General features: G+C 41.1%; 13 protein-coding genes. 5 read left to right on the forward strand and 8 right to left on the reverse strand.

Annotation, left to right across the window (positions count from 1 at the left end):
- Window positions 1-14: 14 nt before the first annotated feature.
- The 6 genes from B9A91_RS22300 to ubiE form a co-directional block, all read right to left on the reverse strand.
- Window positions 15-677 (reverse strand): CBS domain-containing protein, encoded by a 663-nt coding sequence (locus B9A91_RS22300; RefSeq protein WP_084241291.1) that lies wholly within the window; start codon window positions 675-677, stop codon window positions 15-17.
- Complete coding sequence (locus B9A91_RS22305; protein WP_084241292.1) at window positions 677-1,441, reverse strand: alpha/beta fold hydrolase; 765 nt, start codon at window positions 1,439-1,441, stop codon at window positions 677-679. The genes B9A91_RS22300 and B9A91_RS22305 overlap by 1 nt, the downstream gene beginning before the upstream one ends.
- A 108-nt stretch (window positions 1,442-1,549) precedes the next feature.
- On the reverse strand, window positions 1,550-1,996 hold the full coding sequence (locus B9A91_RS22310; protein ID WP_084241293.1) for a GatB/YqeY domain-containing protein: 447 nt from the start codon (window positions 1,994-1,996) through the stop codon (window positions 1,550-1,552).
- An 11-nt stretch (window positions 1,997-2,007) separates the two neighbouring features.
- Complete coding sequence (locus tag B9A91_RS22315) at window positions 2,008-2,763, reverse strand: SDR family NAD(P)-dependent oxidoreductase (protein ID WP_084241488.1); 756 nt, start codon at window positions 2,761-2,763, stop codon at window positions 2,008-2,010.
- Window positions 2,764-2,829: 66 nt separating this feature from the next.
- Window positions 2,830-3,558: a type IX secretion/gliding motility protein PorT/SprT gene (gene porT, locus B9A91_RS22320; RefSeq protein ID WP_200815717.1), complete on the reverse strand. Its 729-nt coding sequence runs from the start codon at window positions 3,556-3,558 to the stop codon at window positions 2,830-2,832.
- Between the two features lie 10 nt (window positions 3,559-3,568).
- On the reverse strand, window positions 3,569-4,300 hold the full coding sequence (gene ubiE, locus B9A91_RS22325) for a bifunctional demethylmenaquinone methyltransferase/2-methoxy-6-polyprenyl-1,4-benzoquinol methylase UbiE (protein ID WP_084241295.1): 732 nt from the start codon (window positions 4,298-4,300) through the stop codon (window positions 3,569-3,571).
- Window positions 4,301-4,352: 52 nt separating this feature from the next.
- Between ubiE and yihA the strand changes: the two genes are divergently transcribed.
- The 5 genes from yihA (at window position 4,353) to B9A91_RS22350 (ending at window position 10,761) form a co-directional block, all read left to right on the forward strand.
- On the forward strand, window positions 4,353-4,982 hold the full coding sequence (gene yihA / locus B9A91_RS22330) for a ribosome biogenesis GTP-binding protein YihA/YsxC (protein ID WP_084241296.1): 630 nt from the start codon (window positions 4,353-4,355) through the stop codon (window positions 4,980-4,982).
- Window positions 4,983-4,996: 14 nt separating this feature from the next.
- A complete protein-coding gene (locus B9A91_RS22335; protein WP_084241297.1) occupies window positions 4,997-5,863 on the forward strand; it encodes a UbiA-like polyprenyltransferase in 867 nt (288 codons plus the stop codon).
- 5 nt (window positions 5,864-5,868) lie between these two features.
- Window positions 5,869-7,584: a M3 family oligoendopeptidase gene (locus B9A91_RS22340; protein WP_084241298.1), complete on the forward strand. Its 1,716-nt coding sequence runs from the start codon at window positions 5,869-5,871 to the stop codon at window positions 7,582-7,584.
- Between the two features lie 56 nt (window positions 7,585-7,640).
- Window positions 7,641-9,590, forward strand: coding sequence for an amino acid permease (locus tag B9A91_RS22345; protein ID WP_084241299.1), 1,950 nt, complete (start codon window positions 7,641-7,643; stop codon window positions 9,588-9,590).
- A gap of 241 nt (window positions 9,591-9,831) precedes the next feature.
- Window positions 9,832-10,761 (forward strand): glycosyl transferase, encoded by a 930-nt coding sequence (locus B9A91_RS22350; RefSeq protein ID WP_084241300.1) that lies wholly within the window; start codon window positions 9,832-9,834, stop codon window positions 10,759-10,761.
- 19 nt (window positions 10,762-10,780) lie between these two features.
- On the opposite strand, the gene B9A91_RS22355 is transcribed toward B9A91_RS22350, so the two are convergent.
- The gene (locus tag B9A91_RS22355; RefSeq protein ID WP_084241301.1) at window positions 10,781-11,254 is read right to left on the reverse strand and encodes a DUF4625 domain-containing protein; all 474 of its coding nucleotides are present in this window, start codon (window positions 11,252-11,254) and stop codon (window positions 10,781-10,783) included.
- A gap of 10 nt (window positions 11,255-11,264) precedes the next feature.
- Window positions 11,265-12,176: a DUF4625 domain-containing protein gene (locus B9A91_RS22360; protein ID WP_084241489.1), complete on the reverse strand. Its 912-nt coding sequence runs from the start codon at window positions 12,174-12,176 to the stop codon at window positions 11,265-11,267.
- Between the last annotated feature and the right edge of the window lie 28 nt (window positions 12,177-12,204).

Below are 12,204 nucleotides of genomic sequence, written 5' to 3' on the forward strand. Positions count from 1 at the left end.
TAGGATGTATAAACCTATACATTTAAATAATTCATAAACGAATTGAACCTGTCTTCGGTGCCATCATCAGCCTTGGTGCTGTTAAACACTGCCTTAACCTGATAATTATAGCGTTCAAAAGCATTAATGATTCCAGACAATTCTGTTTTATTGATCTTAAGGGTAACTTCAAGTTTTGTTGAATCCGGAAAGGATTGCACATAGGAAGACAGTACCTGCGCATTATCAGCTTCTACAATCTGTGCCATATGGGCTAAAGAATTATTCCTGTTGCTGATCTCCAGCACAATAATTCCTCCAGGCTCTTTAACTGCAAAAATATCAGATGCATAAGCCAGCAGGTTATTAATGGAAATGAGCCCCAGGTAGTTTTTCTTATAATCCAGTACAGGAACCACAGAAAGGTTCAATTGGTTTAACACCCTGATGATATCGTAAACATGGGCATCTTCATAAACAAAAGGATTTAAAAGCGAGAGCGAAAGGCTTCCGATAGCTACTGTTCCGTCCCTTACTTCGATCAGTTCGTCCTCTGCAAGCAAACCCAAAAACTGGGTTTCATTTACGATGGGGAGGTGCGATAGCTTGAACTCAGTCATCCTTTCCAAAGACTTTTGAACCGAATCAGAGGTCTTTAAAGGGGGGATTGAGTTTGATATGAGTTCAGATGCCAGCATTATTTAAGTAAAATTCTGTTTAAAAATTTATCCAGGTATTCATTAAATATCTCCGGACGCTCCATCATAGGGGCATGTCCGCATTTATCCACCCAGTTTAGCTCAGAATTAGGCAAAAGCTCATGAAACTCTTCGGCTACATCTGGTGGGGTTACTTTATCCTGCATTCCCCAAATTAAAGAAACAGGAATTGTAATCCTTGAAAGATCTTTGGCCATGTTATGACGTATGGCCGATTTTGCCAGGGCCAGGATACGGATTACCCTAGACCGCTCATTTACCGTTTTATAAACTTCATCAACCAGCTCCTTTGTAGCTGTTGCAGGATCGTAAAACGTAAATGCTACTTTTTCACGGATGTATTCGTAACTCTCCCTTTTAGGAAACGAACCTCCAAAAGCATTCTCATACAAACCGGAGCTTCCTGTGAGTACAAGGGCCTTTACATTTTCCTGATGTGCAATGGTAAATACGAGGCCAACATGTCCGCCCAGAGAATTACCCACCAATACAGCTTGGTTAATTTTCTTATGCTTTAAAAATTTATTAAGGTATTTAGACAAACTTCTTACACCCAAAGTCAGAATTGGGAGCTCATAAATTGGCAAAATAGGTACAAGAACGTGGTAACTATCTTTAAAACGGTCAATAACAGGCTCCCAGTTACTCAATTCTCCCATCAAACCATGAAGTAATACCAGGGTTTCACCTTTTCCGGCCTCTATATACTTAAACCCGCCTTCGTCTATTACTTCGTATGTCATATAAGTGTTTTGTATTATTGCTACTAAGTTAGTAGAGTAAAATTAATTTAAGGTAATTTAATCTATTAATTTATCGAAATTTTGCAATTCTTTAATTTGCAGCACAATTTATGCCAATTGCCTTTTTACGATCTCCGCAATTAGTTTTCCATCGGCCTTACCTGCCAGCTCTTTGTTGGCAAGTCCCATTACCTTACCCATATCTTTTACAGAAGCAGCACCTGAAAGCTGTATAACCTTTATAATGATCTGCTCAATTTCAGCTTCGTTCAATTGTTTAGGTAAAAAAGCACTGATTACTGCGATCTCTTCCTCCTCAATGCTGCTCAGGTCTTCCCTTCCCTGCTGCTTATAAATATCAGCCGATTCTTTCCTCTGTTTGATCAACTTCTGTAACAGCTTCAATTCTGCTTCTTCAGTGATCTCCTCAGATGGGCCTTTTTCTGTTTTCGCAAGTAGTAAAGCTGCCTTTATAGCCCTTAAACCCCTTAATTTTGCCTGATCTTTGGCCAACATGGCCTGTTTTATTTCCTGATCTATGGTATTTGATATCATGTCTTTCAATTTTATTTTCTGTCTATTATTGTACCCGTTGCCTGGGCAGCAGGCATAATGAGCATATCGTTAATGTTCACATGGGCCGGTCTGCTTACCACAAACCAGATAGCCTCAGCAATATCATTTGCGATCAAAGGCTCCAGGCCATCATATACTTTTTTTGCCCGCCCCTCATCTCCTTTAAACCGTACTTTAGAGAATTCGGTTTCTACCATACCCGGATGAATGGCTGTAACCTTTATCCCTTGCGTAAGCAGGTCAATCCTCATACTCTTACTCAACGCATCTACAGCATGCTTGGTTGCACAATAAACATTCCCATTCGGGTAAACCTCTTTTCCGGCAATAGATCCGATGTTGATGATGTGCCCTTTCTTTTCGGTTACCATCCAGTTGGAAACGATTTTTGTAGCATACAACAAACCTTTGATGTTTGTGTCGATCATGGTGTCCCAATCAGCAATGCTCCCTTTATGTATAGGTTCCAGTCCCTGGCTAAGCCCGGCGTTGTTGATCAAAACATCAACTTTTTTCCATTGCGCAGGTAGGGTCTCCAATACGTAAGATAAATGCTCAAAGTCCCGCACATCAGCCACAATCCTTTTTGTTTCAATTGCGTATTTGTCTTCAAGATGCTTTGCGTTTTCCAGCAACAGCTGTTCCCTTCTTGCAACCAAAATTAGATTGTAACCCTGGGCAGCAAATAAATGTGCACAGGCTGCTCCTATACCCGAGGTAGCCCCGGTAATTAATGCCGTTTTCATCTGAATAAGTTTTTTTATCAATGGGTTATCTTAACAGGCAAAGCTATTAATTTTTTATTTGGCACGTTACTCAAAAAATAAACTGAAAGTAACATGACGCAACATCAATTTATCAATAGGGGCAGAAAAGGGACTGGGGTCATTTTTTAAAACATCATTGAAAGAATAAGACAGCTTAATCTCCGGCGACATTTTGAAATACTCAAAATAAAGATCGAAACCAAACCCAGCTTCGTATGACAAAAAGTTCTTCTTATTTTTTAAAAACTTTTCCATTGGCGCATTAGGCGCATCATTGGTCCTTTTTTTTGAAGCAATGTCCATCGAATATTTAGCACCGCCAATTATATAGGCCCTAAAATTGTTTCTCCTGTCAGATTTAATTTTAAGGCTCAGCGGAAGATCTATCATGGTCGCCTGCACCTTTTTCTCCAGAGACTCAGCTACACCTTCAAAGCTATAATAGGCTAGTCGGTCGTTAAAAATAAGGCTTGGTGTAAAACGCATATCCGCGTTTTCAATAATCCGCTTGTTCACAACGAAACCTATACCAAATCCGGGGGAAGATTTAGAAGATAAAGATTTCAGAGATCCCGACACTGGCATTCCACTATCGGGATCGGTAAACGGTTCCCGCCAGTCTGGCTTTTTTAAAATCTTAAATTCTGAAGAAATGTATTGAAAGGTAAAACCAAAATGCAGTTCATTGTCATCTACACCACCACCCCAATTCTGAGCTCTAACTGTGCATACAGCTAACAAAAATCCAAGCAGCAAGTATAGTCTAAGCTTCATCAGGCCATATTTATTTTATACCGGTATAAATCGCACTTATTCCAAAAGTAAGACGAATATCCTTATTTCTCTTGAACCCAACTTTATCCATCAACCGGATAAAATCTGCACCATCCGGAAATGCAGCCACAGATTCAGGCAGATAACTATAAGCACAGTTATCCTTCGAAAACATTCTGCCGATCATTGGTGTGACCTGGTTAAAGTAAAAATTATAAGCTTGTTTTACCGGAAATGTCCTTGGCTTTGAAAACTCAAGGATCACAATTTTACCACCAGGTTTCAGCACCCTGTACATATCGGCGAGTCCTTTTTCCAGGTTCTGGTAATTCCTTACCCCAAATGCCACCGTTATGGCGTCAAAATGGTTGTCAGCAAATTGCAAACCTTCGGAATCACCCATCTGAACTGAAAAAATATGTTGCAGGTTACGTTCAGCTATTTTTTTCCGAGCCACATCCAGCATACCTTCAGAAATATCCACTCCAATGATCTTTTCAGGCCCGAGGATATTGATGGCCTCAAAGGCAAAATCGCCTGTACCTGTAGCCACATCCAGCATAACCCTTGGCTTAACAGACTTCAGCTCTCTTATTGCTCTTTTTCTCCACAAGATATCAATGCCCAAAGAAAGGAAGTGATTAAAAAAATCATATCTCCCGGATATTTTATTAAACATAGAGGCCACTTGCTCCTTCTTTGTCGCGTTTTGAGATTGGTAGGGTGTAATATTTTCGTTCATGGTAAGTGGCAAAGATAAGTATTGTTGAATTCTATTTTTCTACCTTTGTCAAATGATTATAAAATCGGCATCATTTATTTGTAGTAATACCAAGGTCTCTGCCCTACCCATTGCCAATATGCCAGAATACGCATTCATTGGCCGTTCAAATGTAGGAAAATCTTCTTTGATCAATATGCTCGTAAACCAGCACGGATTGGCCAAAACTTCGCAAAAACCAGGTAAAACGCAGCTTATTAATCATTTCCTGATCAATGAAAAATGGTATATTGTAGATTTGCCGGGCTATGGGTATGCTAAAGTATCTAAAAGCAGCAGGGAAAAATGGGAAAAATTTATCCGCAACTATATTACAAAAAGGGAAAGCCTGCAATGCGTTTTTGTATTGATAGACAGCCGGCTGGATCCGCAAAAGATAGACCTTGAGTTTTGCTGCTGGCTGGGTGAAATACAAGTTCCTTTTGCGCTGATCTTTACCAAGGCAGACAAACAATCAGCGGTAAAAACAGATCAGAATGTCTCCTCGTTCAAAAAAGCATTAAGCGGGTGGTTTGAAGAAATCCCTCCTTATTTTATAACTTCTGCAGAAAAAGCGCTTGGAAAAGAAAAGGTACTGGCTTTCATTGAGCAGGTGAACCAAGATTTTGTAATGCCTCATCTGAATCCCGGGATCAATCCTTAAATTTTATAATTCGCATGAAGAAATATTTCTCATTGGTCTTGTTTGCCCATTCTATATTTGCCCTGCCATTTGCATTGATTGGTTTTTTTTTAGGCGTAACCACCACCGACAACCCTTTTAACTGGTTAAAACTGGTTATGGTTTTACTTTGTATGGTATTTGCCCGCAACGCAGCCATGGCTTTTAACCGATATTTAGACCGGCACATTGATGCCAGAAACCCCCGTACGCAAATGCGTGATATCCCCGCCGGAAAGGTATCTGCGAATGAAGCTCTCTTGTTTGTGGTCGTTAATTGCATCCTCTTCATCATTACAACTGCTTTTATCAACAAGCTGTGTTTGTACCTATCGCCGATAGCCCTGTTTGTTGTGCTTTTTTATAGCTATACCAAAAGGTTTACGGCGTTATGCCACCTGGTTTTAGGCCTTGGCCTGTCGCTCGCTCCTATCGGGGCGTATATTGCAGTAACTGGTATCTTTGACATTGTGCCTGTATTATATTCATTTGCAGTACTTTTCTGGGTCAGTGGCTTCGACATCATTTATGCATTACAGGACGAAGATTTCGATAAAAAAGAAAAACTGCATTCCATACCCGCAGCCCTCGGCATAAAAAATGCATTGAATCTTTCTGTGTTCCTGCACGTTTTGTCTGCATTATGCGTTATACTTCCGGTATTTTTTATCAGTTTCAGCTGGGTGTATTACATTGGTGTTGCATTTTTTTGCTGCATGTTAATTTACCAGCATTTATTGGTAAAACCGACCGACATCAGTAAGGTAAACAGGGCTTTTGCAACAACCAACGGGATTGCCTCCGTAATTTTTGCTGCCTGCTTTTTAATTGATGCCTTTTTAAGAACCAATTTTAATTTTTAGATCCAATGATCAATCTGACCATACCAAAGAAAAAAAGAGTTTACATCCCTCAGAACCTGGAAATTAAATGGGAGAACCTGGAACCGGTTTTTAATGAACTGCTTGCTCGCCCGATTGACAATGTGGTCGGACTGGAACAGTGGCTGAAAGACAAAAGCGAACTTGAGGCCGCCCTGGAAGAAGACTTTGCATGGCGGTACATCAGAATGAGTTGTGATACTGCCAATGAAAACCTGGTTAAAGATTTTCAGTACTTTGCAACAGAAATAGAGCCTAAAATTGCACCGGTAGCAAACCAGCTGAATCAGAAATTTAACGACAGCCCATTTATTGATGAACTAGACCAGCAGAAATACTTTGTCTATATTCGGGCAATACGGAAAGCCCTGGAAATTTATCGCGACGAAAATGTGGAACTGCTGACCAAACTGCAGGTTACCCAGCAAAAATACCAGGGTATTACCGGAGCCATGAGTGTTACCATTAATGGCCAGGAATACACACTTGAACAGGCTGCCAACTTCATTAAGGAAACAGACAGGACAGTAAGGCAGCAAGCCTGGGAAACGATACAGCAACGTCGTCTGGTAGATAAAGATGAGTTGAATATGCTTTTCGATGAACTGATTGTTTTGAGGCATCAGGTAGCCTTAAATGCAGGCTTTGAAAACTACCGCGACTACATGTTCCAGGCTTTGGGCCGTTTCGACTATACGCCGCAAGACTGCTACCAATTTCATGAAGCCATAGAGAAACTGATTGTTCCGATCCTTAAAGAGCAGGCCGAGAAAAGAGCTGAACTTTTGAATATCCCCGTGTTGAAACCTTGGGATATGGAGGTGAGCACCAGCGGAAAGGCACCGCTAAAGCCTTTTAAAAATGGTGAGGAACTGGTGAATAAGAGCATCGATTGTTTTAACGCCATTGATCCGAAATTAGGGCAAATGCTTTCGATCATGAAAGCAAATAACCTTTTTGATGTAGAGAGCAGAAAAGGCAAAGCACCAGGTGGGTACAATTACCCACTTGCCGAAACCGGGGCTCCATTCATTTTCATGAACTCTGCCAACTCCTTCCGCGACTTAACCACTATGGTACACGAGGGAGGACACGCTGTACATACTTTTCTTACCGCAGGTCTGGAGTTGAACGACTTTAAGCACTGTCCGTCAGAAGTAGCCGAACTGGCCTCCATGAGCATGGAACTGATTTCTATGGACAACTGGGAGATTTATTTTGACAATAAAGAAGAGCTGGTCCGCGCAAAAAAAGAACAACTGGTTGATGTACTTAAAACCCTGCCATGGGTAGCGGTTATTGACCAGTTTCAGCATTGGATCTATACCAATCCGGGGCACAATTCTGCCGACCGGGAGGAAGCCTTTAAACAGATTTATACCCGTTTTGGTGCTGGGTTTGCAAACTGGGAGGGACAGGAAAAAGAATTTGGCAATACCTGGCAAAAGCAACTTCACCTTTTTGAAGTGCCCTTCTATTACATTGAATACGCCATTGCACAGTTAGGCGCAATAGCCATCTGGAAAAATTATAAAGAAAACCCAACCAAAGCGTTGCAACAATATTTGGAGGCCCTTTCTTTGGGTTATACCAGGCCAATCCATGAAATTTATGAAACTGCTGGTATCAAATTCGACTTTAGCTTAGGCTATATTGAACAACTTGCATCTTTTGTAAAAGATGAATTGCAGAAATTAGGATAGTTTACAAACTAAATTTATAAGTTTGGATATACCAAACTAACTGACAAAACTAATTTATGCTTGAAAAACTGTTCAGGAAAAAGTCTATTGACAAAATATTGGCCGATGCCGAAAAAGGATACGGTGAGCATTCGACCGCTCTTCACAAAACACTTGGTGTAAGGGACCTCACCGCATTTGGTATTGCAGCCATTATTGGAGCAGGGATTTTCAGTACCATTGGAAAAGCCAGTGCCGATGGTGGCCCTGCAGTGATATTCCTGTTTATATTTACGGCTGTTGCCTGTAGTTTTGCAGCCTTTGCCTATGCAGAATTTGCTTCTATGGTCCCGGTTTCCGGAAGCGCTTACACCTATTCATACGTAGCCTTTGGCGAACTGGTAGCCTGGATCATCGGCTGGTCGCTCATCATGGAATATGCCATTGGAAATATCACAGTTGCCATATCCTGGTCCGATTATTTTACCGGGCTCCTCTCCTCCATACAGATTCCTGCGCTGAATATAAAAGGGATCCATTTACCCGATTGGATGACGATGGATTATCTGACCGCTTATAATGGTCATAAACATGCTGAAGCACTGATCAGTGCGGGAAAAAACTTTGCTGACCTAGATGATGCTACCAGGTTAGCAAACAACGCCTGGTCAACCGCCCCCAGAATTGGCAGCTTTCATCTGGTAGCAGATTTACCTGCCCTGGCTATCATTATATTCATCACCTGGCTTGTTTACCGGGGCATGAAAGAATCCAGGAATGCCAGCAACGCAATGGTGGTTGTAAAACTTGCCGTTATTTTACTGGTGCTTTCCGTAGGTATTTTTTATGTAGATACCAGCAACTGGAATCCATTTGCACCCAATGGTGTATCGGGGGTATTAAAGGGTGTGTCAGCTGTATTTTTTGCCTACATCGGCTTTGATGCCATTTCAACTACGGCCGAAGAATGTAGACATCCTCAACGCGACCTGCCCAGGGGAATGATGTGGGCCATAGTTATCTGTACAATATTGTATGTAGCCATTGCCCTGGTGCTTACGGGCATAGTCAATTACAAACTACTTGCAGTAGGGGATCCGCTTGCCTTTGTATTTGATCAGATAGACTTGAAACTGATGAGCGGGATTATAGCGGTAAGCGCCGTATTTGCTATGGCAAGCGTACTACTGGTATTCCAGATGGGACAGCCAAGAATTTGGATGAGCATGAGCCGTGATGGCCTGCTGCCCAAATCGTTCTCTAAAATACATCCAAAATATAAAACCCCTTCTTTTGCAACTGTAGTAGTCGGATTTGTAGTTGCCGTACCATCTTTGTTTATGAACCTGACCATAGTGACCGACCTCTGTTCAATTGGTACGCTGTTCGCCTTTGTGTTGGTTTGTGCAGGCGTATTGGTTTTACAGAATAAACCTGAGGTAAAAAGGGGGAAGTTCAAAATTCCTTATGTCAATTCAAAATACATCGTACCATTGTTGTTTATCGGCATGCTGGTTATGGGATTTACGCTTTATAAAAAGGAAACTACAGCTTTTCTATTTAACCAACCTGTAATCAATGGTACAGTAAAAATCATCACTTCTTTAAACGAGGCAGAAAGACGGCTTATTAAAGAAGAGATTAAAGCGGAACAGGCAAAAATAAATCTGATTGGCCATAATATAGATGCGGAAGCGTACCTGAATAAACTGAACGAACAGGAGTATCAAAACTTTATTGATAAATCTGCAATCAGCCCCGAAAAGAAATATGAAACCGGCTGGAACCTTTTCAGGCATAAAATTCCAATGTGGATATTTTTACTGATCAGTGTGGGCATTACCTGGTTTTGTGTCACCAAAAACCTGTCGCTTATTCCGGTATTGGGGCTGATCAGTTGCCTGTACATGATGTGTGAACTGGGTATTTCTAACTGGATTGGCTTCGGAATCTGGCTTGTGGTCGGCTTGGTAGTATATTTTTTATACGGCTACAAAAACAGCAAGTTGAACGTGAAAGAAAATTAGGCCATACAAAGAAGGCTCCGGGGAGGAGCCTTTATTGTTGGTCGTCCGACCAAACAATTATAGGGATAATTAGGAGGGCAACTCAATCATGCTCAATATTTTTCAAAACAATTAACGACGAGCATTTGTAATTCAAAAACAAATTACCGATCTAATATATAGATATATTCTTATATTTTATAATAAAACGTAAAAATTTTTCATTATTCACTATTTTTGATGACAAATTAATTTATATCCAATGCGGCATACTGCGCCAATTGCCTTGTTTGTATACAATCGCCTGCAGCATACACAGCAGGTAGTCACGGCATTAAAAGAAAACCACTTGTCGCAGGATAGCGAGCTATATATCTTCGCAGATGCAGCAAGGCATGCCGAAGCCGCTTCTGAAGTTGCAATTGTCAGAAAGTACCTGAATTCCATTGCCGGTTTTAAAGCGGTTCATATCTGCCTTCGTGAAACCAACCTAGGTGTAGATGAGAACATCATGCAAGGCGTAACCGAAGTGATCAGTAAACATGGCAAGGCCATTGTTATTGAAGATGACCTGGTTACTTCGCCCTGGTTTTTGAAGTACATGAATGACGCACTCGACTTTTATGAATGCAAAGACGATGTGGCATCCATACATGGCTACCTGTTGCCCATTCAGCAAAAAATGGAATCCGCTTTTTTCCTCAAAGGGGCCGACTGCTGGGGATGGGCCACATGGAAAAGGGCTTGGGATCTGTTTGAAAGGGATGGATCGAGCTTATTGGAGCAACTCGAAAAGCGGGGTCTTCAAAAGGAATTCGATTTTAATAACACTTACCCCTACTTCAACGCCTTAAAACAGCAGGCCATAGGGAATACAAAAGAGTGGGACATCAGGTGGCACGCCAGTATGTTCCTTGCAGGAAAACTGACACTCTACCCTGCTCAGTCCCTGGTAAAAAATATCGGTCATGATGCCAGTGGTGTACATTGTGGCACCAGTACTGTCTTTGATGTAGAACTGTCCCAATCCCCAATTGCTGTCGAAGTTCCCATTGTACACAATGAGGCAGCGTTCCAGGCCTTTTCGCTTTTCCTGAAATACCTGTCTTCTATAACTTTTCCGCAAAAAAGCTGGCTCTCCAGGTCTTTCCGGAATGTTAGAGATTTAGGGGCAAAACTTCTGGCCCGTTAAGCCCCTTTTGTATTCAAATTTAGCGAATCTTTATACTCAGCCCTTTAATGGTTTGCCAGCCCTCTTTATCGGTTAACCTGATCATAAAATGATAATCACCAGGATCAACATCTGCTGGTACCGTTATTTCCGCATTGGTCTGATAGGTTTTTAGTCCGGTAGGAATTGGAAAACTTTGAATGAGCAAAAATGGCTTTACAGGCTTTTTTACAGGATCTAAACCACAGTTATTAACCTCGGTACTGTGCGTGTGCTGATCGAAATTGTGATGAATATCCACACTTAGGGCGCCCAGCTGCACATTGTCATTAAGATATGCTTTAAATATGTATTTTTCCCCGCGCTGCAATATGCTGCATTGCTTAGGAAATGCATCTCCAACCGATAAATCTATCGTTGGGTATGCGGTATCAACAGTAGCTTCATCCTTGCTGCAGCCAAAAAGTAAAGCTGCACTGCTTAAAGCTAAAAATATCGTTTTATAATGTTTCATCGTCTAAGTTTTAGTAATTAATGGTTATCGGAATGGTTTTGTAGACATTTACGTTATAGGTGGTATTTTTATACAATACCACCCAGTTGTAGTTACCTGTTTCCCATGCGTTAATGCCACTTATAAAGTTTGCAGCGGGTTCATTATTGTCTTTGTCGGTCCCAATGACAATATCCTGGCCTCCCCATACATCATTTATCTTTTTTAATGATGATATTTTTGATGCCGCAGGCAGATTTTTATGCTCCACCTTAGTAATGACAATGGCTTTGCTCAAATCCAGATGGTCAACTGTCTCCGGAAAATGATTGGCTGTTCTTTTGATCAGTACAGAATAAAGGACCCCATCTCCTTTGGTTTCACGAACCTGTACATTTGCCTTTAATTCATCTCCTCTTTTAAAGGTCAGCTCTTCAACCCATGTTCCCATGTAATAAATCATAGTTCCATTACGTGAAATGATATCGCGCCCAATTTTAGGGTCTACAGGTAGGTTTGCCGGATCAATAATGTCCAGATCCTCTTTAATTTCAAGTTTCGTACCGTTTTCGTCCAGAACAATAAAGTAGAAATCATATTTGCCTTCGGGAGCTTCTAAAGGAATGGTAAAATGCTTGTGCACATTCGTATTTTTTATGCCGCTGTATTCTGCCCAGTTCAGTTCAAATTTCCAGACAGTGCTATACTGTACTCCGCTTTTCTGCAATATCTTTACCTGAACATCTTTTATCCTGCCAGCAGCTGTCACATCTGCATTAAAATGAAAATCCCTTCCTCTAAGTGCCTGCTTGTTACCTGAGCCAATCTCTATGTTTGTAGCGGCAGGCATGGCTTTTACCGGTTCAACTGGTTTATCTTTCTTACAGGATGTAAATGTGCCGGCAAATAATAAAAATGCCAGTATAGTTTTAAATGTTTTCATATTCATTTGTTTTTTAAATATCAATTGA

Source organism: Pedobacter africanus, assembly GCF_900176535.1.
Taxonomy (GTDB): Bacteria; Bacteroidota; Bacteroidia; order Sphingobacteriales; family Sphingobacteriaceae; genus Pedobacter; species Pedobacter africanus.

What these genes read in the sequence shown, in the direction of transcription:
- B9A91_RS22300 (WP_084241291.1), bottom strand. Translation starts at nt 677, where the DNA reads ATGCTGGCATCTGAACTCATATCAAACTCAATCCCCCCTTTAAAGACC.
- B9A91_RS22305 (WP_084241292.1), bottom strand. Translation starts at nt 1,441, where the DNA reads ATGACATACGAAGTAATAGACGAAGGCGGGTTTAAGTATATAGAGGCC.
- B9A91_RS22310 (WP_084241293.1), bottom strand. Translation starts at nt 1,996, where the DNA reads ATGATATCAAATACCATAGATCAGGAAATAAAACAGGCCATGTTGGCC.
- B9A91_RS22315 (WP_084241488.1), bottom strand. Translation starts at nt 2,763, where the DNA reads ATGAAAACGGCATTAATTACCGGGGCTACCTCGGGTATAGGAGCAGCC.
- porT (WP_200815717.1), bottom strand. Translation starts at nt 3,558, where the DNA reads ATGAAGCTTAGACTATACTTGCTGCTTGGATTTTTGTTAGCTGTATGC.
- ubiE (WP_084241295.1), bottom strand. Translation starts at nt 4,300, where the DNA reads ATGAACGAAAATATTACACCCTACCAATCTCAAAACGCGACAAAGAAG.
- yihA (WP_084241296.1), top strand. Translation starts at nt 4,353, where the DNA reads ATGATTATAAAATCGGCATCATTTATTTGTAGTAATACCAAGGTCTCT.
- B9A91_RS22335 (WP_084241297.1), top strand. Translation starts at nt 4,997, where the DNA reads ATGAAGAAATATTTCTCATTGGTCTTGTTTGCCCATTCTATATTTGCC.
- B9A91_RS22340 (WP_084241298.1), top strand. Translation starts at nt 5,869, where the DNA reads ATGATCAATCTGACCATACCAAAGAAAAAAAGAGTTTACATCCCTCAG.
- B9A91_RS22345 (WP_084241299.1), top strand. Translation starts at nt 7,641, where the DNA reads ATGCTTGAAAAACTGTTCAGGAAAAAGTCTATTGACAAAATATTGGCC.
- B9A91_RS22350 (WP_084241300.1), top strand. Translation starts at nt 9,832, where the DNA reads ATGCGGCATACTGCGCCAATTGCCTTGTTTGTATACAATCGCCTGCAG.
- B9A91_RS22355 (WP_084241301.1), bottom strand. Translation starts at nt 11,254, where the DNA reads ATGAAACATTATAAAACGATATTTTTAGCTTTAAGCAGTGCAGCTTTA.
- B9A91_RS22360 (WP_084241489.1), bottom strand. Translation starts at nt 12,176, where the DNA reads ATGAAAACATTTAAAACTATACTGGCATTTTTATTATTTGCCGGCACA.